General features: G+C 67.7%; 26 protein-coding genes. 15 read left to right on the plus strand and 11 right to left on the minus strand.

All coding sequences use genetic code 11. The annotated features are described in order from the left end of the window. Positions 1–7 precede the first annotated feature (7 nt). On the plus strand, positions 8–886 hold the full coding sequence (locus tag FHU31_RS29755; protein ID WP_090354871.1) for an LLM class flavin-dependent oxidoreductase: 879 nt from the start codon (positions 8–10) through the stop codon (positions 884–886). On the opposite strand, the gene FHU31_RS29760 is transcribed toward FHU31_RS29755, so the two are convergent. Beyond that, complete coding sequence (locus tag FHU31_RS29760) at positions 879–2,036, minus strand: ROK family protein (protein WP_167164795.1); 1,158 nt, start codon at positions 2,034–2,036, stop codon at positions 879–881. The genes FHU31_RS29755 and FHU31_RS29760 overlap by 8 nt on opposite strands. A 98-nt stretch (positions 2,037–2,134) precedes the next feature. Here FHU31_RS29760 and FHU31_RS29765 point away from each other — a divergent pair, with 98 nt between their 5' ends. Next, positions 2,135–3,343, plus strand: coding sequence for an MFS transporter (locus tag FHU31_RS29765; RefSeq protein ID WP_167164797.1), 1,209 nt, complete (start codon positions 2,135–2,137; stop codon positions 3,341–3,343). 31 nt (positions 3,344–3,374) lie between these two features. Here the strand turns inward: FHU31_RS29765 and FHU31_RS29770 are convergent, their stop codons facing one another. The 3 genes from FHU31_RS29770 to FHU31_RS29775 form a co-directional block, all read right to left on the minus strand. After that, a complete protein-coding gene (locus tag FHU31_RS29770) occupies positions 3,375–3,776 on the minus strand; it encodes a DUF5709 domain-containing protein (RefSeq protein ID WP_167164799.1) in 402 nt (133 codons plus the stop codon). A 130-nt stretch (positions 3,777–3,906) separates the two neighbouring features. Continuing rightward, on the minus strand, positions 3,907–4,029 hold the full coding sequence (locus FHU31_RS31965; protein WP_263987981.1) for a hypothetical protein: 123 nt from the start codon (positions 4,027–4,029) through the stop codon (positions 3,907–3,909). Next, positions 4,026–5,216: a PucR family transcriptional regulator gene (locus FHU31_RS29775; protein WP_263987980.1), complete on the minus strand. Its 1,191-nt coding sequence runs from the start codon at positions 5,214–5,216 to the stop codon at positions 4,026–4,028. The genes FHU31_RS31965 and FHU31_RS29775 overlap by 4 nt, the downstream gene beginning before the upstream one ends. A 116-nt stretch (positions 5,217–5,332) precedes the next feature. On the opposite strand from FHU31_RS29775, the gene FHU31_RS29780 reads away from it, so the two are divergent. Beyond that, a complete protein-coding gene (locus FHU31_RS29780) occupies positions 5,333–6,406 on the plus strand; it encodes a ferredoxin reductase (protein WP_167164801.1) in 1,074 nt (357 codons plus the stop codon). A 25-nt stretch (positions 6,407–6,431) separates the two neighbouring features. Then, entirely contained in the window at positions 6,432–7,571 is a 1,140-nt protein-coding gene (locus FHU31_RS29785; protein WP_167164803.1) for a fatty acid desaturase family protein, read from the plus strand. Between the two features lie 15 nt (positions 7,572–7,586). Here FHU31_RS29785 and FHU31_RS29790 read toward each other — a convergent pair whose 3' ends face one another. Together FHU31_RS29790 and FHU31_RS29795 are read right to left on the minus strand one after the other, a co-directional pair. Further along, positions 7,587–8,747 (minus strand): PP2C family protein-serine/threonine phosphatase, encoded by a 1,161-nt coding sequence (locus FHU31_RS29790; RefSeq protein WP_167164805.1) that lies wholly within the window; start codon positions 8,745–8,747, stop codon positions 7,587–7,589. Then, entirely contained in the window at positions 8,744–9,544 is an 801-nt protein-coding gene (locus FHU31_RS29795; protein ID WP_167164807.1) for an alpha/beta fold hydrolase, read from the minus strand. Before FHU31_RS29795 ends, FHU31_RS29790 begins: the two co-directional genes overlap by 4 nt. Positions 9,545–9,587: 43 nt before the next feature. Between FHU31_RS29795 and FHU31_RS29800 the strand changes: the two genes are divergently transcribed. Next, positions 9,588–10,220 (plus strand): VOC family protein, encoded by a 633-nt coding sequence (locus FHU31_RS29800; RefSeq protein ID WP_167164809.1) that lies wholly within the window; start codon positions 9,588–9,590, stop codon positions 10,218–10,220. After that, positions 10,217–10,669 (plus strand): ribonuclease HI, encoded by a 453-nt coding sequence (gene rnhA / locus FHU31_RS29805; protein WP_167164812.1) that lies wholly within the window; start codon positions 10,217–10,219, stop codon positions 10,667–10,669. Before FHU31_RS29800 ends, rnhA begins: the two co-directional genes overlap by 4 nt. A gap of 57 nt (positions 10,670–10,726) precedes the next feature. Here the strand turns inward: rnhA and FHU31_RS29810 are convergent, their stop codons facing one another. Beyond that, positions 10,727–11,680: a hypothetical protein gene (locus FHU31_RS29810; RefSeq protein ID WP_167164814.1), complete on the minus strand. Its 954-nt coding sequence runs from the start codon at positions 11,678–11,680 to the stop codon at positions 10,727–10,729. Positions 11,681–11,852: 172 nt separating this feature from the next. After that, positions 11,853–14,117: an ATP-dependent DNA ligase gene (locus tag FHU31_RS29815; RefSeq protein WP_167164816.1), complete on the minus strand. Its 2,265-nt coding sequence runs from the start codon at positions 14,115–14,117 to the stop codon at positions 11,853–11,855. Positions 14,118–14,172: 55 nt separating this feature from the next. Here FHU31_RS29815 and FHU31_RS29820 point away from each other — a divergent pair, with 55 nt between their 5' ends. From FHU31_RS29820 to FHU31_RS29860, 9 genes are all read left to right on the plus strand, one after another. Beyond that, the gene (locus FHU31_RS29820; protein ID WP_208411590.1) at positions 14,173–14,400 is read left to right on the plus strand and encodes a hypothetical protein; all 228 of its coding nucleotides are present in this window, start codon (positions 14,173–14,175) and stop codon (positions 14,398–14,400) included. A gap of 3 nt (positions 14,401–14,403) precedes the next feature. Then, positions 14,404–15,288: a non-homologous end joining protein Ku gene (gene ku, locus FHU31_RS29825; protein WP_167164818.1), complete on the plus strand. Its 885-nt coding sequence runs from the start codon at positions 14,404–14,406 to the stop codon at positions 15,286–15,288. Positions 15,289–15,450: 162 nt separating this feature from the next. Then, the gene (locus FHU31_RS29830) at positions 15,451–16,242 is read left to right on the plus strand and encodes an SDR family oxidoreductase (RefSeq protein ID WP_167164820.1); all 792 of its coding nucleotides are present in this window, start codon (positions 15,451–15,453) and stop codon (positions 16,240–16,242) included. A gap of 13 nt (positions 16,243–16,255) precedes the next feature. Beyond that, complete coding sequence (locus tag FHU31_RS29835) at positions 16,256–17,332, plus strand: NAD(P)H-dependent amine dehydrogenase family protein (protein ID WP_090354844.1); 1,077 nt, start codon at positions 16,256–16,258, stop codon at positions 17,330–17,332. A 38-nt stretch (positions 17,333–17,370) separates the two neighbouring features. Beyond that, the gene (locus FHU31_RS29840; RefSeq protein WP_234901744.1) at positions 17,371–17,664 is read left to right on the plus strand and encodes a hypothetical protein; all 294 of its coding nucleotides are present in this window, start codon (positions 17,371–17,373) and stop codon (positions 17,662–17,664) included. Between the two features lie 8 nt (positions 17,665–17,672). Continuing rightward, positions 17,673–17,912 carry a hypothetical protein gene (locus FHU31_RS29845; protein ID WP_167164822.1) on the plus strand — a complete coding sequence of 80 codons (240 nt, stop codon included), beginning with the start codon at positions 17,673–17,675 and terminating at the stop codon, positions 17,910–17,912. Positions 17,913–17,993: 81 nt separating this feature from the next. Then, positions 17,994–19,220 carry an Nramp family divalent metal transporter gene (locus FHU31_RS29850; protein ID WP_167164824.1) on the plus strand — a complete coding sequence of 409 codons (1,227 nt, stop codon included), beginning with the start codon at positions 17,994–17,996 and terminating at the stop codon, positions 19,218–19,220. Continuing rightward, on the plus strand, positions 19,221–20,291 hold the full coding sequence (locus FHU31_RS29855) for a poly-gamma-glutamate hydrolase family protein (protein WP_167164826.1): 1,071 nt from the start codon (positions 19,221–19,223) through the stop codon (positions 20,289–20,291). Between the two features lie 48 nt (positions 20,292–20,339). Further along, positions 20,340–21,134, plus strand: coding sequence for a TIGR03621 family F420-dependent LLM class oxidoreductase (locus FHU31_RS29860; RefSeq protein WP_167164828.1), 795 nt, complete (start codon positions 20,340–20,342; stop codon positions 21,132–21,134). 3 nt (positions 21,135–21,137) lie between these two features. On the opposite strand, the gene araA is transcribed toward FHU31_RS29860, so the two are convergent. The 3 genes from araA to araB are packed head-to-tail and all read right to left on the minus strand — an operon-like array spanning position 21,138 to position 25,017. Then, positions 21,138–22,655 (minus strand): L-arabinose isomerase, encoded by a 1,518-nt coding sequence (gene araA / locus FHU31_RS29865; RefSeq protein WP_234901745.1) that lies wholly within the window; start codon positions 22,653–22,655, stop codon positions 21,138–21,140. Next, complete coding sequence (locus tag FHU31_RS29870) at positions 22,655–23,338, minus strand: L-ribulose-5-phosphate 4-epimerase (protein WP_167164830.1); 684 nt, start codon at positions 23,336–23,338, stop codon at positions 22,655–22,657. The genes araA and FHU31_RS29870 overlap by 1 nt, the downstream gene beginning before the upstream one ends. After that, the gene (araB, locus tag FHU31_RS29875) at positions 23,335–25,017 is read right to left on the minus strand and encodes a ribulokinase (protein WP_167164832.1); all 1,683 of its coding nucleotides are present in this window, start codon (positions 25,015–25,017) and stop codon (positions 23,335–23,337) included. The genes FHU31_RS29870 and araB overlap by 4 nt, the downstream gene beginning before the upstream one ends. Positions 25,018–25,023 lie beyond the last annotated feature (6 nt).

The raw sequence follows: 25,023 nt of genomic DNA on the forward strand, positions 1-25,023 counted from the left end.
TCGGTGCATGCGGTTCACCTATGCGGAAGCGATGACAGACCCGACCTACTACATCCCGCTCGCCAAGGCGGCCGATGAGGCCGGTTACCACGCCATGACCATTCCTGACAGCATCGCGTACCCGGAGGTGTCGGACTCCAAATATCTGTACACCGCGGACGGCAACCGCGAATTCCTCGACGGCAAATCCTTCATCGAGTCCTTCTCGCTCATCGGCGCACTATCGGCCGTCACCACCAAGCTGCACTTCAACATCTTCGTGCTGAAGCTGCCCATCCGGCCGCCGGCACTGGTCGCCAAACAGGCCGGGTCGCTGGCCGCACTGTTCGGCAACCGGCTGGGCCTCGGCGTCGGCACCAGCCCGTGGCCCGAGGACTACGAGATCATGGGTGTGCCGTTCGCCCGGCGCGGCAAGCGGATCGACGAGTGCATCGACGTCATTCGCGGCCTCACCTCGGGCGACTACTTCGAGTATCACGGCGAGTTCTACGACATCCCCAGCATCAAGATGACACCCGCGCCGACCAAGCCGGTGCCCATCCTGGTCGGCGGGCACGCCGACGCCGCGCTCAAACGCGCCGCGCGCAATGACGGCTGGATGCACGGCGGCGGAGATCCCGACGAACTCGACCCGCTATTGAAGAAGCTCCAGCAGTACCGCGAGACCGAGGAGCGGATCGGGCTGGCCGACGAATTCCAGGTCCACGTCATCTCGATCGACGGGTTCTCCCTGGACGGGGTGAAACGCCTGGAGGACAAGGGGGTCACCGATGTGATCGTCGGCTTCCGGGTCCCCTACATCATGGGCGACGATACCGAGCCGCTGGACGCCAAGATCCGCAACCTGGAGTGGTTCGCCGAGAACGTCATCGCGAAAGCTACGTAGCCAGTAGCGCGTCGACGGCGCGGGCGCTGAGCACCTCGTCCAGCGCCATGACGGCACCGCCCACCGGTGCCGCCGCACCGCCGTGCACCGAGGCCACCACCTCCAGCTCGCGAGTTGCCATCGCAGTCGCGTTGCCGTACAACGCTTGTCGCAAGCCCGCGACGAAGATGTCATAGGCACCGGCCATATCGCCGGTGATGACGAGCACCTTCGGGTTGAGCAGGTTCACCGCGGGTGAGATGCCTTCACCGACGTAGCGCCCGCTGTCGCGGATCATCCGGCGGGTCTCGGGGTCGCCGCCGTTGGCCAACTCGACGACATCGCGCAGATGCCGCACGGCGTAGCCCTGCTGCTGCAGTTCGTGCACGATCGCCCAGCCGCCGGCGACGGTCTCCAGGCATCCGGTGTCGCCGCACCGGCAAGCGCGACCGGCCGCGACGGCGATCTTGTTGTGGCCGAACTCGCCCGCGGCCCCGGAGGCCCCCCGCTGCAGCGCACCACCGGCGATGATGCCCGCGCCCAGACCGGTCGAGGCCTTGAGCACCAACAGGTCGCTGTGCCCCTCGAGCTCTCCGCCGCGCTCGGCGAGTGCGATCGCGTTGGCGTCGTTGTCCAGGATCACCGGGACGTTGCCCAGCCGGATCACGTCGTCGAAATACGGGCGCAGCGCCACCCCGTCCCAGCCGCGCAGGATCGGCGAATCCCGGCTGCAACCCCGTTCGCGATCCACCGGGCCGGGCAGGCTCAACCCGATACCGAACACCTCGGCATCGGGGTACTCCTCGAGCAGAGCGTCGAGACGCTTGGCGACATCGGGCATCAGGTCGTCGGGACCCAGGGCCACCTCTTGGTCGATATCCGACAGCCGCAGGACGGTGCCCGCCAGGTCACAGACCGCCAGCCGGGTCCGGCTGATACCGACGGAGACCGACAGCACGACGCCCGCGTCGACATTGAAGCTCACCGGGGTCGCCGGTCGCCCACCGGTCGAGGGCACCTGCTCACCTTCGAGTACCAGACCGGCTGCCGTGAGCGCCGCGATGCGCGCCGCCACGGCGGTCCGGGACAGCCCCGTCGCGGTGGCGATGTCGGCGCGCGTGGTTTCCCCGCGCTCCCTGATCTGGGTGAACACATCGCCGGCGGTGGCCATGCCCCGATTGAACACCGAAAACGTAAGTTCCGCCACTTTGACCGGATTTGGACAAAAGTTAGGTGGCCAGTAGGCGTAAGTGGTTCTAGGCTGATCAGGTGACCCCCACCCTTGCCCGGCCACACCGGCCCCACTCCGTCGTCGCGCCCGACCCGACCGTGCGCTGGCTGGCGGTGTTCGCGCTGGCCCTGGGTGGTTTCGCGATCGGTACCACCGAGTTCGTGGCGATGGGGCTGCTGCCCGATATCGCCGCGAGCCTGCACATCTCCGAGCCGACCGCGGGGCATGTCATCTCCGCCTACGCCCTCGGTGTGGTGATCGGCGCCCCGCTGATTGCGGCGTTGACCGCGCGGATGAACCGCAAGACCCTGGTGCTCGCCCTCATGGTGCTGTTCACACTCGGCAATCTGGCCAGCGTGTTCGCCCCGACCTACGGCACCCTGATGGCCGCCCGATTCGTCGCGGGTATCCCGCACGGCGCCTTCTTCGGAATCGCCGCGTTGATCGCCGCGCACCTGATGGGCCCGCAGAACCGCGCGAAGGCCGTCGCACACGTGCTCACCGGTCTCACCGTGGCCACCGTCGTGGGCGTCCCGGCCGCCTCGGCTCTGGGCCAGCATTTCGGCTGGCGCAGCGCCTTCGGCCTCGTGGTGGGCATCGGGCTGGTCACCCTGACCGCCATCTGGTTCTGGGTGCCGACCCTGCGCAGCATGCACATCACCAGCCCGCTCACCGAACTCGGAGCGCTGCGCCGGGTGCAGGTGTGGCTGGCCCTGCTGGTCGGAATGGTCGGCTTCGGCGGCATGTTCGCCGTCTACACCTACGTGGCCACCACCATGACCGACGTCGCCGGGTTGCCGCGCGCCCTCGTACCGCTGGCGCTGATGGCCTTCGGCCTCGGCATGGTGATCGGCAATCTGGCCGGGGGCCGGATGGCCGACATCTCGGTGGTCCGTGGGCTGTACCTGTCGATCAGCGCGCTCGGCGTGGTGCTCGCCCTGTTCGTGCTGGCCGCCCACAATCCGTGGACCGCGCTGCCGGGGCTGTTCCTCATCGGGGCCGCGGGAGCCGCCATCGGTCCGGCACTGCAGACCCGGCTGATGGACGTCGCGCACGATGCCCAGACGCTGGCCGCGGCGCTGAACCACTCCGCACTGAACATCGCCAACGCCGCCGGAGCCTGGATCGGCGGGGTGGTGATCGCCGCAGGGTACGGCTACACCGCTCCGGCGGTGGCCGGTGCACTGCTCGCGGTGGCAGGTCTGGTGGTGCTGACGCTGTCGGTTCTGCTGCAGCGCCGCCGCTGACCCCCGGTCGCTTCCGCTCCTGCCCGCCGGATCACTCGTCGATGACGTGCACGGCGGCTTCTTCCGCGGAAGCCGCCCCGCCGTCGATGCCGACATCGGTACCGATCAGATCCGATTCGTCGTCCTCGCCGGAGCCCCCGTTGGGTGCGACCAACCGGCCCGACCGGACACCGCCCACCTCGTCGTCTCCGGCCTGTTCGTCCGGGACGAAGGCCTCGTCCAGTTGCATCGCGGGGTCCGGGACCTCCGCGGCCAGGAACTCGTCGAGCGTGTCGTGATCGCGCGGTTCCTGCCATTTCTCCGGCGGCGAGTAGCCCTCGTCCAGGAGATCGTTGACACCGCGGTCGAGCAGGGTGTCCTCCTGCGTCAGCTGATCGTCATCGTCGACGCTGTACAGGCCTGCGGTCTCTTCGGGGCTATCCGGACTACTCATGGACACCACGATGGCACTGACCGCGCCCGACTGCCACCCTTCGCCCGCACATCGCTGAAGTACCGGACATCGGCCGGGCAGGCGGCATCCTTGGCAGGCTGGGGATTCCACGCGTGCACGACAACGGGGTTCACCAGTCGGGTGCCCTGCCGATCGCGAACACCGGGGTGCCGGCCTGCGGTTCGGCGGTGGCGAGCGCACTCGCCCCGAATGCAGCCAGGACAGCGGTGGGCAGTGCCAGCAGGCGAATCACGTGCGGAGATCGGCAATCGGCCGGCGGGCCCGCGCGGTATCACCGGCCAGCGCGATGACCAGTTGTTCGACGACGTCGGGGTCGGTGAGCGTCTCACCGTACAGCTCGCGCAGTTGCCCGAGGCGATAACGGACCGTCTGCGGGTGCACGAAGAGCGCGGCGGCGACATCGTCGCGGCGGCCCTGATGGAGCAACCATGCCCGCAGGGTTTCGACCAGTTTGTCCCGCACCGCGGGGCGCTGCGAGTCCAGCGGTGCGAGCACCGCGGCCCGCAGGTCGGCGAGCGCGTCCGGATCGGCCTGCAAGACCAGGACTTTGAGGTTCTTCTCGGTGTCGAACGGATCCGCGTCGTCAGCGCAGAGATCGACCGCGCGCAGTACGCGGGCCACGGATTGGGCCACCCGCGCCCACGGCCGCTCCGGCCCGATGACCACACCGGGGATGTCCAGCTGCCGGCGCAGCGCGGAGCCGTCGGTACACAACAGCACCGTCACCGGCCGGGTGAGCGGGGGCAGCGCATCCTCAGGCACTTCCAGGCTGGCGGCGGCGAGCACACCGGCCACCCGGCGTTCCGACCCGCGCGGTACGGCGACGGCCGTCAAGGTGGCGGGCGCACGCCACTCGGCGCGTTCGGCGCAGGCCAGCAGATCTTCCAGGGGTGCGCCGCGGAGTAGTTGGCGGGCAAGGGTTTCCCGGTGGCGCTGCCTGGCCAGTCCGGACTTGGCGAGTTCGTGGGCGTGGCCGGCGACGCTGGCGGCCGAGAGGCGATCGATATACGCGAACACCTTCTCGGCGAACACCGCCAACTGGTCCCCCGGTACCTCGTGTGCGACGGCGACGGCGCTCCATTCGCGCCACGCGGTCCGGGCTCCGCTACGGAACGCGGCGAGCAGCACATCGGTGGACCGGTTCTGGCGAGCTTCGCCCTGACCCAGGGCGAAGGCACCGTCGAGCGCCGGCTGGATCGACGGCGAGGTGTCCGGGTCGTCCCCCTTGGACACCAGCTGCAAGAAGGCAGCCAGGGATTGCTGGACGGCGCGTTCGATGTTCTGCCCGGTCCGCCCGCTGAAGGCGTCGGCGTAGCTCGGTACATCGCTGACCACGGCGGCGACGGTCCGCTCGGCAACGACAGGCAGTACCGACCGCATGGCGGCCGACACCGCTTCAGGTAGCGGTGCCCACCCCACCCGATCATCCTTGCCCACCAGCCCGCCGTTCTATTTGTACTTTTCGAACAATATCGGCATCCAGTTTCACACAATTCTGTCGAGAACCTGCGCATTTTTACAACCATGATGGAGACATGACTTCAGCCATCGCCAAGGTCCGACGTGGACCGCTGCGCGCTGTCGCCCACATGGTGACCACTCCCCTAGTGCCGCGGGACTTTCTCGACCTCGTCGACCCGCTCGGCAGTTCGCGTGACCTGCGCGGCCGCATCGACGCCGTCACCTCCGAGACCGACGACACGGTGACGGTGCACATCCGGGTGGGGCGCGGCTGGCAGGGACACCTCGCCGGCCAGTACGTCCGCCTCGGCGTCGACATCGACGGCGTCCGGCAGTGGCGTACCTATTCCCTGACCTCACCGGTCACCCAGACCCGCCGCCTCGCGATCACGGTCAAGGCGATCGACGGCGGGATCGTCTCGAATTTCTTTGTGTCCCAAGCCGAGCGAGGCACCGTCGTGCATCTCGACCAGGCCACCGGTGACTTCACCCTGCCGCGGTCGCGCCCGGCCAAGACGCTGTTCGTCACCGCCGGCAGCGGTATCACCCCGGTGATGGGGATGCTGCGCAGTCATCTGGCCGACCTCGGCGACGTCGTCGTGGTGCACAGCGCCCGCACCCCCGAGGATGTGGTGTTCGGCGCCGAACTGCGCCGTCTCGCCCACTCGGGTGCCATCCGTCTCGTCGAACACCACACCGGCACATCGGTGCGCCTGACCGCCGCCGATCTCGGCGCCGTGGTGCCGGACTGGGCCGAGCGGCAGACCTGGGCCTGCGGGCCCGCGGGCCTGCTGGACGACCTCGAGGCGCACTGGGCACGCCATGACCTCGCCGATGCACTGCGCACCGAACGCTTCACGATGCCGTCGGTCGAAGGCGGAGACGGCGGGCCGGTCAGCTTCACCAGAACCGGCATCACCGCCGACACTGCCCCCGCGACGACGCTTTTGGAGGCCGGCGAGAGCGCCGGCGTGCTCATGCCGTCGGGCTGCCGGATGGGCGTCTGCTTCGGCTGCGTCCTGCCCCTGCGCAGCGGCGCGGTCCGTGACGTGCGCAACGGCGCCGTCACCATCGGCGCCCCGGACGCCGGCGTCCTGGTGCAGACCTGCGTCTCCACCGTCGCCGGCTCCTGCGAACTCGACATCTGACCACCCACATCGACGGGAAGACATCATGACCGCCATCCAGAACCAGTCCACCAGCCCGGTCGCCCACTTGAGCGCCGACGATATCGAGAACCTCGGCCGCGAATTGGATGCCATCCGCCAGAGCGTCCTGGACGCCCGCGGCGCGGACGACGCCCGCTACATCCGCACCGTCATCAAGACCCAACGCGGCCTGGAAGCGGGAAGCCGCGCGGTACTGCTCTTCTCGCTGTTCCCGCCCGCCTGGTGGCTGGGCACCGCCGGGTTGTCGGCCGCCAAGATCCTGGAGAACATGGAGATCGGGCACAACGTCATGCACGGTCAATGGGATTGGATGCGCGATCCCAAGATTCACTCCACCACCTGGGAGTGGGATCACGCCTCCACCGCCGAGCAGTGGAAGCATGCACACAACGAGGAACATCACACCTACACCAACGTGCTCGGCAAGGACGGCGACCTCGGCTACGGGATCATGCGGGTCGACGAAGAACAACGCTGGAGCCCGTTCCACCTGGGCCAGCCGGTATGGAATGCGATCAACGCGTTGATCTTTCAGTACGGGATCGCCGCGTATGACCTCAAGCTCGGCAAGAACCTGAAGACCGCGGAACGCCGCAACAACCCCGATTTCCGGGCCCGGGTGAAGGCCACGCTGCGCAAGGTCGGCACGCAGGGTCTACGCGATTACGTCGTGCACCCGCTGCTGTCGGGCCCCAGCGCGGTCACCACCCTGACCGCCAACCTCACCGCCAATCTCGTGCGCAACGTGTGGACACACTCGGTCATCATGTGCGGCCACTTCCCAGAGGGCGTGCAGACTTTCACCTACGACAGCATCGACGGCGAGACCCGCGGCCAGTGGTACCTGCGCCAGATGCTCGGCTCGGCGAACATCACCGGCAGCCGGCTCATGCACCTGATGAGCGGCAACCTGTCCTTCCAGATCGAGCATCACCTGTTCCCCGACCTGCCCAGCAACCGGTACGCCGAGGTCGCCCCGCAGGTGCGCGACATCTTCGAGCGCTACGGGCTGACCTACACCAGCGGCCCGTTGATCAAGCAGGTTGCCTCGGCCTGGGGCAAGGTCATTCGGCTCTCGCTGCCCAACGATCTGCTGGGTTCGCGCTCGTCCACGCCGCGGCAACCGGCGGCTGTGGCGGCCTGACGAACTGTCCACAGTTCACGTCACCGGCACCCCGAACGCCAGCACCGCGGCGTCGTCCTGGACGCCGGACCCCAGACCGTCGAGCAATGCGCGGATCTCGTCGACGGCCTCCTGTGCGCTCGCCGGTGCCCACCCCTTCGCGCTCGCCAACAGCGCGCCGTCATCATCGAAGCGCTCCCGGCCGGTTCCGGTCAGGGCCTCGGTGAGCCCGTCGGTGTAGAGCACCATCGTGTCGCCCGGATTCAGGTGCAGGGTGTGCGCCACGAACCGTGGTCGTTCCACCATCCCGACCGCCTGACCCCCGAGGGTGTCGGCGTAGTAGGCGCTGCCATCGGCGCCGAGCAGCAACGGCGGCAGGTGGCCGCCGCTTGCCAATTCGATGTCGAACCCGTCTCCGGCTCGGACCATGTTGCCGTAGATCAGGGTGCTCAGCGTGCGCTTGGGCGCCAGGCCGAGGTGTTGGGCGAGAACGGAGTTCAGATTCCCGAGCACCGCCACCGGGTCCTCGTTCGAGACGGCCGCCGACCTCAGCACGTAGCGGGTCAACCCGGTGACCACCGCTGCGTCGACGCCCTTACCGATGACGTCGCCCAGAAAGAAGCCCCATGTCGACCGGTTCACCGGGAACAGGTCGTAGAAGTCGCCGCCGATGTCATCGGTGGACGCGGCGTAGTAGTAGTCGGCGGCATCCAGCCCCGGTGGTGGTGACAGCACCGGCGGCAGCAGTGAACGGCGCAGCGTCTCGGCGAACGCTCGGGCCCGTGCACTTTCGGCCTCGGCCCGGGTGCGTTCAGCCAGCAGTTCGCGCTCGTAGGCCCGCCGGTCCGTGGCGTCGACCGCCGTGATGCGCAGCAGCTCGAAATTCCCCTCCGCATCCGTTTTCACATTGGCGGTCAAGAACATCGGTCGCCGTGTTCCGTCCACACCGACCATGTCGACCGTGACACCCTGCAGGTCACCGGTCATCGCCAGCAGGGGCGCGAAGTGCGTCTCGTAGTGAATACGCCCACCGACGCTCAACAGGTCGGTGATCAGGGTGCCGCGCAGCGCGTCGTGCTCATGACCCAGCCACGCCAGGACGGTGGCGTTCACGCGCAGGATTCGGCCTGCGCCGTCGGTGACGATGTGCCCGCACGGCGCGTGCTCCCAGAGATCGTCGACGTCGAGGGGGCTCACGGCGCGGTGACGAACGTCGTGATCGCGGCGGCGGTGGCTTCGGGGTGGCTGACGTGCGGGCAGTGCCCGGTGGCGTCGAGGGTCACCAATCGGCTGCCCGCGATCTGGCTGTGCACGTAGGCGCCCACGCCGGTCGGCGCGATGGCGTCATGCGCGCATTCGATGACCAGGGTGGGCACCGTGACGTGCGCCAGGTCTGCGCGGTTGTCGGACAGGAAGGTGGTCCGGGCGAAGACGCGGGCGTGCGCCGGGTCGGTGCGGCAGAACGACGCTTCGAGTTCCTCGGCGAGTTCGGGACGCTCGGCGTTACCCATGATCTGTGGCGCCATCGCTGCCGACCAGCCCAGGTAGTTCAGTTCCATCGACTCCAGCAGCTCGTCGATATCGGCTCGGGAGAAGCCACCGCGGTAATCCTCGTCATCGAGGTACCGCGGCGACGGGGTGACCATCACCAGCTTGGCGAACCGCGTGGGGTCGGCGATGGTGGCCAGGACGCCGATCATGGCCGACACCGAGTGCCCGACGAACACCACCTCGCGCAGGTCGAGGGCGCGCACGACCTCCACGGCATCCTCGGCGTACCCGCTCAGCGCGGAGTACTTGATCTCGTCCCACGCCGCCGGGTCCGCTGCTCCGGAGCCGACGTGGTCGATCAACACGATCCGGAACGTGGACTGCAGTCGTTGCACAACGGGGCGCCACAGGTTCTGATCGCAACCGAAGCCATGCGCCAGGAACAACACCGGCCCGCGCTCGGCACCGAGGACGGTGACGTTGTTGCGCGTGCGTACATCCACCGGGTCAGTTTAGGAGGCCCGACATCGAAGTAGTCTCGCGTCCATGACCGTGACCGTCGACGAGCTTGAGGTCGCCGATCCGGCGGACGCCTGGACGCGGGCCGGGTTCGGTGTCGATGCCGACGGTGTGTGCCGCGTCGGCGGTGTCGGCATCCGTCTGGTCGGGCGGGACGGCGGCACCGGCATCCTCGGGTGGTCGTTGCACGGCGTGCGGGTCGACGGCGCACTCGACGGCATCCCGACGAAGATCTCAGACGTGGTGGCTGCGGCGCCGGGCACGCACGCCAACGGCGTCACCGCGATCGACCACATCGTGCTCCTGTCACCCGATCTGAACCGGACGGTCGCGGCGCTGGCCTTAGCCGGCGTGCGGCCGCGCCGGGAACGCGACGGCGAACTCGGCGGCCGGGCGATCCGGCAGATCTTCTTCCGGTTCGCGGACGTGATCATCGAGGTGGTCGGTTCACCCGGAGTCGCCGGAGCGGGTCCGTCGTCGCTGTGGGGGATCACCTACACCGTCGCCGACATCGATACCAGCGCCGCGTTCTTCGCTGACCACAGCACGCCCGTGAAGGACGCGGTGCAGCCCGGCCGCCGGATCACGACACTCGATCACCGGGCCCTCGGAATGTCGGTCCGGACGGCCTTGATCTCGCCGCATATCCTCAGCGCATGACCGACCCTGTGATCATCCATACCGACGGTGGGTGTCGCCCCAACCCCGGCCCCGGCGGCTGGGGTGCGGTACTGCGCCACCGCGAGCACGTCCGGGAGATGTGCGGTGGCGAGCCCGGCGAGACGAGCAACAACCGGATGGAACTGACCGCGCCGATCATGGCGCTGGAGGCGCTCACCCGGCCCGTGCTGGTGCACCTCTACACCGACAGCACGTATGTACGCAATGGCATCACCAAGTGGGTGTTGGGCTGGGAACGCAACGGCTGGCTGACCGCCGCGAAGCAACCGGTGAAGAACGTCGACCTGTGGCAACGCCTGCAGGCCGCGTGCTCTCGGCACGAGGTCGAGTGGTTCTGGGTGAAGGGCCACGCCGGCGTCGCCGACAACGAGCTGGCCGATGTGCTGGCCACCCGCGGGATGCAGGAAGCGATGGGCGTGGCCGGCTGAGTCGTCGCCCCGGCTCGGGCAGCGGTCGACGCCGCCGCCCGAGCCGATGGTCGCACGCTACTTCGAAGGACCCTGTGAGCCACCGTCGTTCGACTCGTGGGACGCCTTCGGGGTATCGGAACTCGATGCACTATCCGGCTTCGTGGCGCCCGCTGTGGCCTTCTTCGGGACGGAGAACTTCAGGGTCGGCAGCTTGAACGTGGGGAGCTTGAGCGTCGGCTTCTTCCACGCGGGCTTCGCCGCCGTGACGGTGTCGGCCGGGTCTGCCTTCTTGGTATCGCCGGCGGCGTCCGTCGACGACTCCGCGGCACCGTCCGCGGTGGCAGCCGCCACCTTCTGCTTGGGCACCGTCTTCGGCGCCGTGTCCACCTTCGCCGTCGACAGCGTCACGGTCGGAGTCGAGTCGGCGATCGCCGGGGACGCCACATCCTGGGTCTTGGCATCGGTCTTGGCATCGGTCTTGGTCGTCACCGCCAGCGTCGGCGACGGGGTGAACAGTGCCTTCTCCGCGGCGATGAACCCTTCGATGGCCGTCTTGATGGCGTTGAGGGCGAAGTTGATGGCCTGGGCCGGAGTGAATTTGCCCAGGACGAACGTGCCGTCCAGCGCGCTGGCCAAGGCACCTTGCACACCGGTGGCGATCGGAAACAGGAGTCCCTGGGTCAACAGGCTCGGCTGCTGAGCCAGCCGGTTATCCACGTGAAGGCCGGTGAGGACCTGCGTCACGCCCTTCACCAAAGTGTCCGCCGCATAGGTCACGACGTAGAGCGGAACGGTGACCGCCGTCCCCAACGGGCCGGCCGGTTGGTAGTAGTACGGCGCGAAGAAGTCCACGCCGCTGGTCAGCTGCAACGGCAGCGATTTCACCTCGTGCACCGCCAGCGGTACCACGCGTTCTGCGGCGTGTTGCACCGACGGTGCGCTCACCACCGCCGCGGTCGCTATGGCCATGGCACCGGTCAACGCCATCATCGGCGTCATACGTTCACGGATATCGATCAGAGCGTCCACTCTTCCCCCGTCAGTCGGATTCAACATTGTCAGCAACCATGCGTTTGCCGCCTGGTGAGCAAATCACGACGTCCAGCAAATTTCTGTGATTTTGCACAGCTGAACTAACTTCACAGCGGATTGGCAGGTTTTCCCGGACCAGGCGGGCACAACACCGTCGAGCGGGGATGACCTACTCCCAGACCACCTCGGCAGGGATCTTGTCCGGCCGCAGCCCCCGCCAGCTGGGCTGGCGCAATCGACCGTCCGATGTGCGTTCGCTGTAGCGCACCTCACCCACCAGTTCCGGCCGAACGAACGTCACGCCACGCCCGTCGAGAGTGGAAAGCTCTGCATTGAAGGGTGATTCACGGGTTTCCAGCGGCTTCAGCGTCTTCCGCAGATCGCTGAGCATCTTGTCGGTGAAGCCGGTGCCGACCCGGCCGGCGAAGTGCAATCCACCTTGGGCGGGAATACCGACCAACAGTGCCCCGATGCCGCTGGTGCGCCCGCCCTCGCCCGCGCGCCAACCGCCGATCACCACTTCCTGGGTGTTCCAGAACTTGTCCTTGATCCAGGCCGTGGACCGACGGCCGGGCTGATAGGTCGAGTCCCATTTCTTAGCCACCACCCCTTCCAACCCGCGCCGGCGCGCCTCGTCCAGCGCATCGGCGCCCGGGAGCAGGTCGGGAACGATCAGCCCGCCGCCGGCGGCCAGAGTTTCCAACAACTTCCGCCGATCCCGGTAGGTGGCGCGCAGCAGCATCCGGCCGTCGAGTGCCAGCAGGTCGAACGCCCAGAACTCGATGTGGGTGTCGGGTCCGCGGTTCTGCATGGCCTGGAAGCTGGGCACCCCACCCTCAAGCGCGACGACCTCGCCATCGAGGGTCACGTGGTGGTCGGCCAGATCGGCGGCCACGGTCTGCAACTGCGGGAATTCGGCCGTGACATCGCGTCCGCTGCGCGAACGTAGTTGCGCTACACCGTGATCGGCGTCGACGAGCAGCCGGTAGCCGTCCCACTTACCTTCGAACGCCCATAGCGACGGATCGAGTTCGGCGACGGAGCCGTGTGTGGTCAGCATCGGCGCGATCTCGCCCGGCTGGTCCTTCATGCGCTGCACGATCCAGTTCTTGCCCTCGGTCTGGATCAGCACGTAGCGGCCGGAGATCCGCGAACCGTGCAGGTTGACGATCACCTCACCCTTCTTGCCGCTCGGATCGCCGTCATCGCGGAACTTCTCGGTGTCATAGCGTCCGGAGTCCCAGATCCGGACCTCGCCGCCACCGTATTCACCCTTGGGAATCGAGCCTTCGAAGGTGGCGTACTCCAACGGGTGGTCCTCGGTGTGCACCGCGAGGTGGTTCACCGAGGACTCACCGGGCAGGTTCTTCGGCACCGCCCAGCTGACCAGCACGCCATCGCGTTCCAGCCGGAAGTCGTAGTGCAGGCGCCGGGCGTGGTGCTCCTGGATGACGAACCGGTCGCCGGAGCCACCCAGGCGGCCTTCTGCGGTGGTCCCTACCACCGGCGGGGCGCTGGGCACCGGCTCTGGCGTCTTACCCGGGTCCCGCATGCTGCGGTAGGTGGTGAGTTTGTCCGGCAGCACCACGGTGTCGTCGAGTCCGGCCAACAGGTCGCCGTCGCGGTCGAGGCGGGCCAGCACCTCGTCGAAACTCAACTGCCGCAACGCCGGATCGTCGAGCTCATCCCAGGTCCGCGGCGCCGCAACGGTCGGGTGCTCGCGGCCACGCAGCGAGTACGGAGCCACCGTGGTCTTGGCGGCACTGTTCTGGCTCCAGTCCAGGAACACTTTTCCCGCGCGCAGGCTGCGGGTCATGGTGGCCGTCACCTGCTGTGGCATCGCCTGCTCCAGTTGCTGGGCCACCCGGCGCGCCAGGACCGACGCGCCGTGCGAGCTGACCGGTTCGGTCAACGGCACATACAGGTGCACACCCTTGCTTCCGCTGGTGACCGGGAATGTCGGCAACCCGATATCGGCCATCAGATCGCGCACCTCGCGGGCCACCGCGCACAACTGGCCCATCTGCACCCCGTCTCCGGGGTCGAGATCGAACACGATGCGGGTGGCCGGCCCCACCGTCTGGGCGACGAACTTCCACTGCGGGACGTGTACCTCCAGCGCCGCCTGCTGGGCTATCCACGCCAGGCCTTCCCGGCTATCGATAATCGGGTACACGGTGGTCGCCGACTTGTGCGCGATGGCCCCGCGGCCCAGCCAGTCCGGCGCCGAGGAGGCCAGTTGCTTCTCGAAGAACGAGGCCTCGTCGACCCCGTTGGGCCACCGTTTCCGGGTCACCGGTCGGCCGGCGATATGCGGCACCATCGCGTCGGCGACGGCCAGGTAGTACTCGAAGACTTCGGCTTTGCTGGTGCCGGTCGCCGGATAGAGCACCTTGTCGGGGTTGGTCAATTTGACGCGGCCGTAGCGCTCCACCCCTTCAGGTTATTCCCGCATACCCCCCGACAGCATTACTCGCTGTTACCTTGGGATGGTGAGGCGATTCTGCGTGGCGTGCCTGATGGTCGTGGCCGCGGCCGCCGGGGCCCCGGCCGCCGGCGCGGATCCGGCCGACCTGGTGCCGTACTGCTCGGGCGATCAGACGCCGATGGACAGCAATTGCCGGGTGGCGCCGTCGCAGGTCTTCACCCACGACCACTCCGGCGCGAATCCCGAGACACCGCTAGGTCTCACGCCCGACGAAGTACCGGCGGTGTAGCCGATGCGGTCGATCTGGAAAGGCTCGGTCGCCTTCGGTCTGGTGAACGTCCCGGTGAAGGTGTACAGCGCCACCGAGGACCACGACATCAAGTTCCATCAGGTGCACGCGGAGGACAACGGGCGCATCCGCTACAAGCGCACCTGCGAGGTGTGCGGCGAGGTGGTCGAGTACCGGGATATCGCGCGCGCTTACGAATCTGACGACGGGCAGACGGTGGTGATCACCGACGAGGACATCGCCACCCTGCCGGAGGAACGCAGCCGCGAGATCGAGGTGGTCGAGTTCGTTCCCGCCGAGCAGCTGGACCCGCTGATGTACGACAAGAGCTACTACCTGGAACCCGATTCCAAATCGTCGAAATCCTATGTGCTGCTGGCACAGACGCTGGCATCGACCGACCGGGTCGCCATCGTCCACTTCGCCCTGCGCAACAAGACGCGGCTGGCGGCGCTGCGGGTCAAGGATTTCAGCAAGCGGCAGGTCATGGTGGTGCACACCCTGCTGTGGCCCGACGAGATCCGCGACCCGGACTTTCCGGTGCTGGACAAGGAAGTCGAGATCAAACCCGCCGAACTGAAGATGGCCGGGCAGGTCGTGGAGTCGATGACCGACGATTTCCACCCCGAACAGTTCCACGACACCTATCAGGACGAGCTCCGCGAGCTGGTGACGGCCAAACTCGAGGGTGGCGAGGCCTTCACCACGGAGGAGCAGCCGGCCAACCTCGATGAGGCAGAGGATGTCTCGGACCTGCTGGCCAAACTCGAGGCCAGCGTGAAGGCCAGACAAGGCGATGGCGAGAAGCCGCCCGCGAAGAAAGCTGCCGCCAAGAAGGCCCCGGCGGCCAAAAAAGCCCCGGCCAAGAAGGCCGCCGCCAAGAACTAGCGGCGAGCATCCCGTTCCTCACCCCGGGACCGCCGGCTCGCGCCGTGGCCGAAACCTGCCTCGATGTGGCAGTCCCCGACAAATTAGAACGTGTTTCAGAAAGTGGTTCCGAAGCTTAGTCAGCCTTGCTACCGTGGCGCCGGAGAGAGAAACGAGGCAGGCATGATTCTGGACAGATTCCGGCTCGACGATCAGGTCGCGATGGTCACCGGAGCGGGACGCGGACTGGGCGCGGCGATCGCGGTCGCCTTCGCGGAAGCCGGTGCGGACGTGCTGATCGCGTCGCGTACGCAGGCTCAACTCGAGGAGGTCGCGGCACAGATCGCCGCCACCGGCCGCAGGGCTCATATCGTCGTGGCCGACCTCGCTCACCCCGAGGCCACCGCCGCGCTCGCGGAACAGGCGGTCGGCGCGTTCGGGAAACTAGACATCGTCGTGAACAACGTCGGCGGCACCATGCCCGGCCCGCTGTTGAACACCTCCACCCAAGACCTCAAGGATGCGTTCACGTTCAACGTCGGGACCGCACACGCGCTGACCCAGGCGGCCGTACCGCTCATGCTGGAGCACTCCGGCGGCGGGTCGATCATCAACATCACCTCGACGATGGGCCGGCTCGCCGGACGCGCGTTCGTCGCCTACGGCACCGCCAAGGCCGCCCTTGCCCACTACACCAGGCTGGCCGCGCTCGACCTGTGCCCGCGGATCCGGGTCAACGCCATCGCACCGGGATCGATCCTCACCTCGGCGCTGGACATCGTGGCCTCGAACGAGGCGTTGCGCGATCCGATGGAGAAGGCCACCCCGATGCGCCGGCTCGGGGATCCCGTCGATATTGCCGCTGCGGCAGTCTATTTGGCATCGCCGGCCGGTTCCTACCTGACGGGCAAGACCCTCGAGGTCGACGGCGGCCTCACTTTCCCGAACCTCGACCTGCCCATCCCGGATCTCTGAGGAGCACGCAAGAATGGCCATCAAAGTCGCCGCGATCGGCACCGGAAACGTCGGCAGGCACGCCCTGAGCCAGCTCATCACCGACCCGGCCTACGAGCTCACCGGCGTGTGGGTGTCCTCGGCCGCCAAGGCCGGCCAGGATGCGGGAACGCTTGCCGGTCTCGACGTCACCACCGGCGTCATCGCCACCAACGACCTCGGCGACGTGCTGGCCACCGAACCCGAATGTGTCGTCTACACCGCGATGGCCGACAACCGGCTGCCCGAGGCCCTGGAGGACTACCGCCGGATCCTGGCCGCCGGCGTCAACGTGGTGGGCAGCGCGGCCGTGTTCCTGCAGTACCCGTGGCAGGTGTTGCCCGTCGAGCTGATCAGCCCCATCGAGGAGGCGGCACGGGCGGGATCTTCGTCCATTTTCATCAATGGGATCGACCCCGGATTCGCCAATGACCTTCTGCCCCTTGCTCTTGCCGGTACGTGTCAGAGCATCGAACAGATCCGGTGCATGGAGATCGTCGACTACGCCACCTACGACAGCCCCACGGTGATGTTCGACGTGATGGGATTCGGCAAGTCCCTCGACGAGCTGCCGATGCTGTTGCAGCCGGGGGTCCTGAGCCTGGCCTGGGGGTCGGTGGTGCGCCAGCTCGCCGCCGGCCTGGGCATCGAACTCGACGAGGTCACCGAGACCCACGTGCGGGTACCCGCGCCGGAGGACTTCGACATCGCCTCGGGGCACATCCCCAAGGGCAGCACAGCGGCCATGCGGTTCGAGGTACGCGGCATGGTCAAAGGTCATCCCGCCGTCGTCCTCGAACATGTCACCCGGCTGCGCGACGATCTGTGCCCGGAATGGCCCCAGCCCGCACAGGAGGGTGGGTCCTACCGCGTCGAAGTGACCGGCGAGCCGTCTTACGCCCTCGATCTCTGCCTGAGCAGCCGCAAGGGCGACCACAACCACGCCGGACTGGTGGCCACGGCCGCCCGCGTCGTCAATGCCATTCCCGCCGTGGTGGCCGCGCCGGCGGGCATCGTCACCACATTGGACCTGCCTCTCATCACGGGGAAAGGGCTGTACGCTGGCGCGTGACGCCGGAGTTCGATGAGAGGGGCCCGCGGATGCGGTCAATGTTCGTTCTGCCTTCACTCCTTGCTGCGGCCGCCGTGGTGCTCGCACCGGCCGCCGCAGCCGACCCGGACTCCACGTCCGATTCCAACCTGCCGTCGTGTACCAGCGTCGGCGGAAACGAAATGGGCGGCGCCGCAACCGAATGCGCCACGCCCGGCAACGTTCAACTCAACGCCTCCCCGCCGGAGCCCACCTACCCGTACCCCTGGGACGACGAGTTCTACGGACCCGCCCTGATCATCGGTGGCGACGGCGGGGGTGGCTACCACGGCGGCGGTGGCGGTCACCGCTAGGAGGCCACATGCGCATCGCCGTGATACCGGCCCTGCTCGCCGCCGCGATGCTCGGCGCGCCGGTGGCGGCAGTGCTTTCTGCGCCGCTCGCGGCGGCCGCACCCCAATGCGTGCACACCGGCCCGATGACGACGCAATGCGCATCGCCCGGGCACACCCAGATCGTCACATCCCCTCCCGCCACCAACAACGGCCCGTTCTACGGTTGGCCCTATGGGGGCGGCGGGATCGTCATCGGCCTCGGCTGAGCCGACCCGACTGGTGGCGATCGCAAGGTTTCGGCTACCCTAACTTCTTTATTCGCAGCCCCGGATAGAAGAGAGGGTCAGTTGTTGCAGGACACGCAGGCACGGGTGCGGCCGGGCTGGTATCTGCTCGGACCCGCCTTCGTCGCCTCCATCGCCTACGTCGATCCCGGCAACGTCGCGGCCAATGTGAGTGCCGGAGCCCAGTTCGGTTACCTGCTGGTCTGGGTGATCCTGGTGGCCAACATCATGGCCGGGCTGGTGCAGTACCTGTCGGCCAAACTCGGGCTGGTCACCGGCCGCTCGCTGCCGGAAGCGATCGCCGACAACACCCGCACTCCCACCCGGATCGCCTTCTGGTTGCAGGCCGAGACGGTCGCGATGGCCACCGACCTGGCCGAGGTTGTCGGCGGCGCCATCGCCCTGCACCTGCTCTTCGACCTGCCCCTGCTGGTCGGCGGGATCATCACCGGCCTTGTCTCCATGCTGCTGCTCGCCGTGCAGAACCGCCGCGGACAACAGGTCTTCGAGCGGGTGATCACCGGACTGCTGCTGGTCATCGCCATCGGATTTCTCACCAGCCTGTTCGTCGAACCACCCGCACCCGCAGACGTCGCCTCGGGTCTGATTCCCCGGTTCGACGGCCCGGAGAGCGTGCTGCTGGCCGCCGCCATGCTGGGCGCCACCGTCATGCCGCACGCGGTGTATCTGCATTCCGGGCTGGCCCGCGACCGGCACGGCCAGCCGGCCGCCGGCCCGGCCCGGCGGCGCCTGCTCCGCATCACACGCGTCGACGTCGGCATCGCGATGCTGATCGCCGGCGCGGTGAACCTCGCCATGCTGCTCGTGGCGGCCACCAACCTGCAGGGCATGGCCAACACCGACTCGATCGAAGGCGCGCACGCCGCGGTGGCCGACACCCTGGGACCGGTGGTGGCCTTGTTCTTCGCGATCGGGTTGCTGGCCTCGGGCCTGGCCTCGACCTCGGTCGGCGCCTACGCCGGCGCGATGATCATGTCGGGTCTGCTGCGCCGCACCTATCCCCTGCTGCTGCGCCGGCTGGTGACGCTCATCCCGGCATTGGTCATCCTGGGCATCGGTGTCGACCCAAGCCGCGCCCTGGTGATCTCCCAGGTGGTGCTGTCGTTCGGGATCCCGTTCGCGCTCATCCCACTGGTCCGGCTGACCAGCAACCGCATCCTGATGGGCGCCGACGTGAACCACCGCATCACCACCGGACTGGGCTGGCTGGTGGCGGCCGTCATCACCGTGCTCAATATCGTGCTCATCTACCTGACTGTGCGAGGCTGAATGACGTTGTCGCACATCTATTTCGCGTACGGGTCCAACCTGTGCGTGGACCAGATGGCGCGACGCTGCCCCGATGCCACCGACCCCCGGCCCGCGACGCTGCCCGATCACGACTGGTTGATCAACGAACGGGGCGTGGCCACGATAGAACCGCTGGACGGCGCACTGGTGCACGGTGTGCTGTGGCGGGTCAGCCCCCGTGATCTGTCCACCCTGGACAGCGCCGAAGGAGTCCCGGTGCGGTACCGGCGCGACCGCCGGGTGGTGTTCACCGAGGACGGCCCGCGCGACGCCTGGGTCTACATCGACCCGCGCGTCGAGCCCGGACCGCCGCGGCCCGGCTACCTGGAACGGATCATCACCGGCGCCGTCCACCACGGGCTGCCACAGACGTGGATCGACTTCCTGCACCGATGGGACCCCGCCGGCTGGCCCCACCGTGACCGCGGCGCGCACGCGTCGGCGCCGCAATCACTCACCGCGCTCCTGGCCCACCCGGAGGTGTCCGAGGCGGTGACCCTGCGATCGCGGTTCGGCTTCCTGGCCATCCACGGCGGCGGGCTGGAGCGGATGACCGACGTCATCGCCGAACGCGCCGCCCACGCCAGCGGGGCGTCGTCCTATGTCGTGCGTCATCCCGCCGAATACCCGCACCACCTGGCCTCCGCCCGGTATCTGCCCGAGCAGTCCGAACACCTTGCGGCATTTCTCGACCACGTCGACATCGTGGTGTCCCTGCACGGCTACGGCCGCATCGGCCGGAGCAACCAACTGCTCGCCGGGGGCGGCAACCGGGCGCTGGCCGCACACCTGGCCCGGCATCTGTCGATACCGGGCCATCACCTCGTGACCGATCTCGAGGCGATGCCTCGCGAACTGCGCGGTCTGCATCCGCAGAACCCGGTGAACCTCGCCCGGCAGGGCGGCACTCAACTCGAATTACCGCCGCGCGTGCGCGGACTCAGTCCGCGCAGCGGAATGGCGGGACCCGACGGACTCACCCCCGCCACCGTGGCCCTGGTCCGCGGACTGGTCGCGGCCGCTCGCTCCTGGCCCCCACGCACGGGCTGAGCCTCGCCGTTTCGCCGGGCTGTCCGGCTCGGCGCTTACGATCGCGGTATGGCATCTGACTTCCGGTTCGGCTTCAGCATGCGCGACGCCACCTCCGCAGGGTTCGTCCAGGACGAGGCCCGGCGCGCCGAGCAGCTCGGCTACGACGTCCTGCTCGTTCCCGACCATCTGGGGATCGCCGCTCCGTTTCCCGCGCTGACCGCCGCGGCCACCACCACCGAGCGGCTGCACCTCGGGACGTTCGTGCTCAATGCCTGTTTCTACAAGCCGGCCCTGCTGGCCCGCGATGTGCAGACCCTGCACGACATCTCAGGCGGCCGGTTCGAGGTCGGCCTGGGCGCGGGGTACGTCAAGGAGGAGTTCGACGCCGCCGAGCTGCCGTTCCCCAGCGCCGGGAAGCGCGTCGACTACTTGGCACACGTCACCGCCTATCTGGCCGAGCACGTCCCGGACGCGCCGATCGTGATCGCCGGCGGCGGCGACCGGCTGCTCACCGTGGCGGCCAGGTGGGCCACCACCATCGGTGTCACCGGCGATCTGGCCGATCGCCTCGCGTTTCTGCGCACCGTCGCCGGCGACCGTTTCGACGCGCTGGAACTCAACGTGGCCATCACCGCGGTGCCGACCGACGGGTCCGGGATTCCGGACCTCAAGATGACGCGCCGGTTCGCACCGGATGCGACCGACGAGGAACTGCTCGACAACCCGGGCGTGCTGTCCGGGACGCCCGCAGACCAGGCCGACAAGCTGCGCCGGCTGCGCGACGAACACGGCGTCACCTACTTCGTGGTGCAGTCCGCGCATGCCGAGGCGTTCGGGAAGGTGATCGCCGAACTCAGGTAGGCCTCACAGCCCGTCGGCAAGGTGGTAGTACACCGAATTCCACCGCAGTTCGCGCTGGAAGTCATGGGTGACGGTACCGGCGTCGATGGTCACGAGTTCGGTGCCGGTGATCAGCGCCAGATCCCGAATGGCGGACACCGATACCGCCGTGGTGAGCACGGTATGGTGCGGCCCGCCGGCCATCAGCCAGGTCTCGGTCGAGGTCGACCATGACGGCAGGGGTTCCCACACCGCACATGCGACCGGCAGCCGCGGCAGGGCGGCAGGAGGCTCGATGACCTGAACTTCGTTGGCCACCAAGCGGAACCGTCCACCGACGTCGCAGATACCCAGCACCACGGCATCACCGGGCGCGGCGGTGAAACGCAGCCGGACCGGGTCCTCCCGGCCACCGATGCCGAGTGGATGCGCTTCCACGGTCGGGGTATGCGCGGCGATGCTGGGACACACCTCGAGCATGTGCGCCCCGAGGATCGACTCCGCACCGGGGGTGAGGTCGTAGGTGTAGTCCTCCATGAACGACGTACCACCGGGCAGCCCGGTAGCCATGGTCTTGACGGCACGCACCATGGCGGCGGTCTTCCAGTCACCCTCCGCGCCGAAGCCGTAGCCGTCGGCCATCAACCGTTGCACGGCGATGCCCGGCAGCTGGCGTAGGCCACCGAGATCCTCGAAGTTGGTGGTGAACGCGCTGAATCCACCCTCTTCGAGGAACTGCCGCAGACCGATCTCGATGCGTGCGGCCTCGCGCAGGGTGTCGTGTCGCTCGTTGCCGGGGCGCAGCTCCATGGCGACGACGTATCGGTCCTGGTACTCCTGCACCAGCTTGTCGATATCGGTATCGGCGGCGCTGTTGACCGAGGCCACCAGATCGTTGACCGAGTACGAGTTCACCGAGATGCCGAACCGGGATTCGGCTTCCACCTTGTCGCCTTCGGTCACCGCGACATCCCGCATGTTGTCGCCGAACCGGGCAAGCCGCAGGCCGCGCAGGTCCGCGGCGGCCAGCGCGGACCGTGCCCACGAACCGATCCGCGCGGTGGTATCGGGATTACCGACATGGCCGGCGATCGTGGTGCGCGGCACAGATAGCCGCGTCTGGATATAGCCGAACTCGCGATCCCCATGCGCCGCCTGGTTGAGGTTCATGAAGTCCATGTCGATGGTGTCCCAAGGGATCTCGACACCGAACTGGGTGTGGAAGTGCAGCAGCGGCTGGCGCAGCGCGTTCAGCCCCCGGATCCACATCTTGGCCGGCGAGAAGGTGTGCATCCAGGCGATCACACCCACGCACTCATCGCTGGTGCCCGCCTCGCTGAGCAATCGGTAGATGGAATCACCGGTGGTGACGACGGGCTTCCACACCACCGGGACCGGCAGGTCCGCACTGGCGTCCAGCCGGTCGGCGATGATCCGTGATTGCTCGGCAACCTGGTCCAGGATCTCCTGACCGTACAGCGACTGGCTGCCGGTGACGAACCAGATCTCTTTTCTGGCAGGACTTTCCATGATCTTGGACATCAGCCCTCTTTCTGTCCGTAGACGTTCTGGTAGCGCTCGTAGAGCGCGGTGACATCGCCGGCCGAGAGTTCCGCCGGGCGGCCGAGCTGGCGACTGAGGTAGGCGGTGCGCGCGACGTCTTCAAGCATGACCGCGGCCTTGACGGCCGACCGGGCGTCCGGTCCGATGGTGAAGGGGCCGTGATTGGCCATCAGCACGGCCGCAGAACGGCTGCCGCGCAGCGTCTCCACGATCCCGCGCCCGATCGAGTCGTCCCCGATGCGGGCGAACGGGCCGACGGGTATCTCACCGCCGAACTCGTCGGCGATCATCGTCAGGATGCACGGGATGGGCTCCCCGACCGCCGCCCAGGCAGTGGCATAGGTCGAGTGGGTGTGCACCACGCCCCCGACCTCCGGCATATGCCGGTAGACGTAGGCGTGCGCCGCGGTGTCCGAGGATGGCGCGAGTTCCCCGTCGACCAGTTCACCGTGCAGGTCGCAGACCACCATCTGCTCCGGTGTCATCGAATCATAGGAGACACCGGACGGTTTGATGACCATGAGTTCCCGGTCGGGAACGCGGGCGGAGACGTTGCCCGCGGTCCAGATCACCAGCTGGTAGCGGGTCAGCTCGGCGTGCAGTTCGCACACCTGTCGCCGAAGCTGGGTAATCACTTGGGACACTTCCGATGTCACGGTCACTGGGCAATCCTTGCCATATCGGGTTGGCCGGCCGCCGCGCGGATCGCCCGCAGCCTGCGCATCATCGGGTTTCCCCGACCGAACCAGTCGTGCAGCGCCACGTACTCGGCGTAGAGGGCGTTGTAGCGTTCGACGTTCTCCGGGATCGGCAGGAATGCACTTCGGGTGCGTCCGCCCATCTGGGCCGACGCGGTGGGCACATCGGGGTAGATACCGGCCGCGGTTGCCGCATGGATGGCGGCACCGAGGGCGGGCCCTTGCGCCGAGGTCACACAGGACAGCGGTAATCCGGTGATATCGGCGTAGATCTGCATCAGCAGACGGTTTTTGATCAACCCGCCGGCGACGACGAGCTCCTCGACCGGGACTCCCGCGCGGTTGAACGTCTCGACGATCATCCGGGTGCCGTATGCGGTTGCCTCCAGCAGTGCGCGGTACTGGTCGACACAGGTGGTGTCCAGGCTCTGCCCGACGATCACCCCCGACAGGTGATGGTCGACCAGCACCGAGCGGTTACCGCTGTGCCAGTCCAAGGCGACCAGTCCGTGTTGACCGATCTCCTGCTGGGCGGCCAACTCCGACAGGTGTTCGTGTACCGATATACCGCGCTGCTGCGCTTCCCGCGTGTACGGCTCGGGCACACTGGATTTGGTGAACCAGGCAAAGATGTCGCCGACGCCGGACTGCCCCGCTTCGTAGCCCCAGAGCCCCATGGTGATGCCGCCGTCGACCACTCCGCACATGCCCGGTACGTCGCGGACCTCACGGGCGTTCATCACGTGGCACGTGGAGGTACCCATGATCGCGACCAGGCGACCAGGCTCGGCGGCATCTGCAGCGGCCACGGTGACATGGGCATCGATATTGCCCACGGCCACCGGGATTCCGGCGGGCAACCCGGTCCATGCCGAAGCCTGCGCGGTCAGGTGACCGGCCGAAGCACCGAGCGCGGCGATCGGTTGTTCGATCTTGTCGGCGACGAAATCGACGAAGTCCGGATTGAGCGCGGCCAGGAAATCCCTGGACGGATAGGCGCCGTCCTGGCGGATCGCCTTGTAGCCCGCGGTGCTGACATTGCGCACATAGGTTCCGGTGAGCTGCCAGACGATCCAGTCGGCGCCCTCCACCCATCGGTCGATGGCGGCATAGACCTGCGGGTCCTCCTCCAGGATCTGCAGGCCCTTCGCGAATTCCCATTCGCTGGAGATGAATCCGCCGTACCGCGGAAGCCAGGTCTCTCCCCGCACGGCGGCCAGGGTATTGATGCGGTCGGCCTGCGGTTGCGCGGCGTGGTGACGCCACAGTTTCGCGTAAGCGTGTGGGCGGTCGGCGAATTCGGCGAGCTGACACAGCGGAGTGCCGTCGACACGGGTGGGCACCATAGTGCAGGCGGTGAAATCGGTGCCCACTCCGATGACGTCGGCGGGGTCGATACCCGCTGCGGCGACCGCCTCCGGCACCGCAAACCGCAGCACGTCGACATAGTCCTCGGGCACCTGCAGCGCATAGTCCGGTGGGAGCCGGACGTCGGCAACGCCCGGTAGCGCCTCGGTGATCACACCGTGGCGGTACACGTGGTCGGCGAACGCCAGTTCCTGCCCGTCGGAGACGCGCACCACCAAGGCACGCCCGGACAACGTCCCGAAGTCGATACCGACGACATACCTACTCGTGGTCATCGAGCC

This window comes from Mycolicibacterium fluoranthenivorans, assembly GCF_011758805.1.
GTDB lineage: Bacteria > Actinomycetota > Actinomycetes > Mycobacteriales > Mycobacteriaceae > Mycobacterium > Mycobacterium fluoranthenivorans.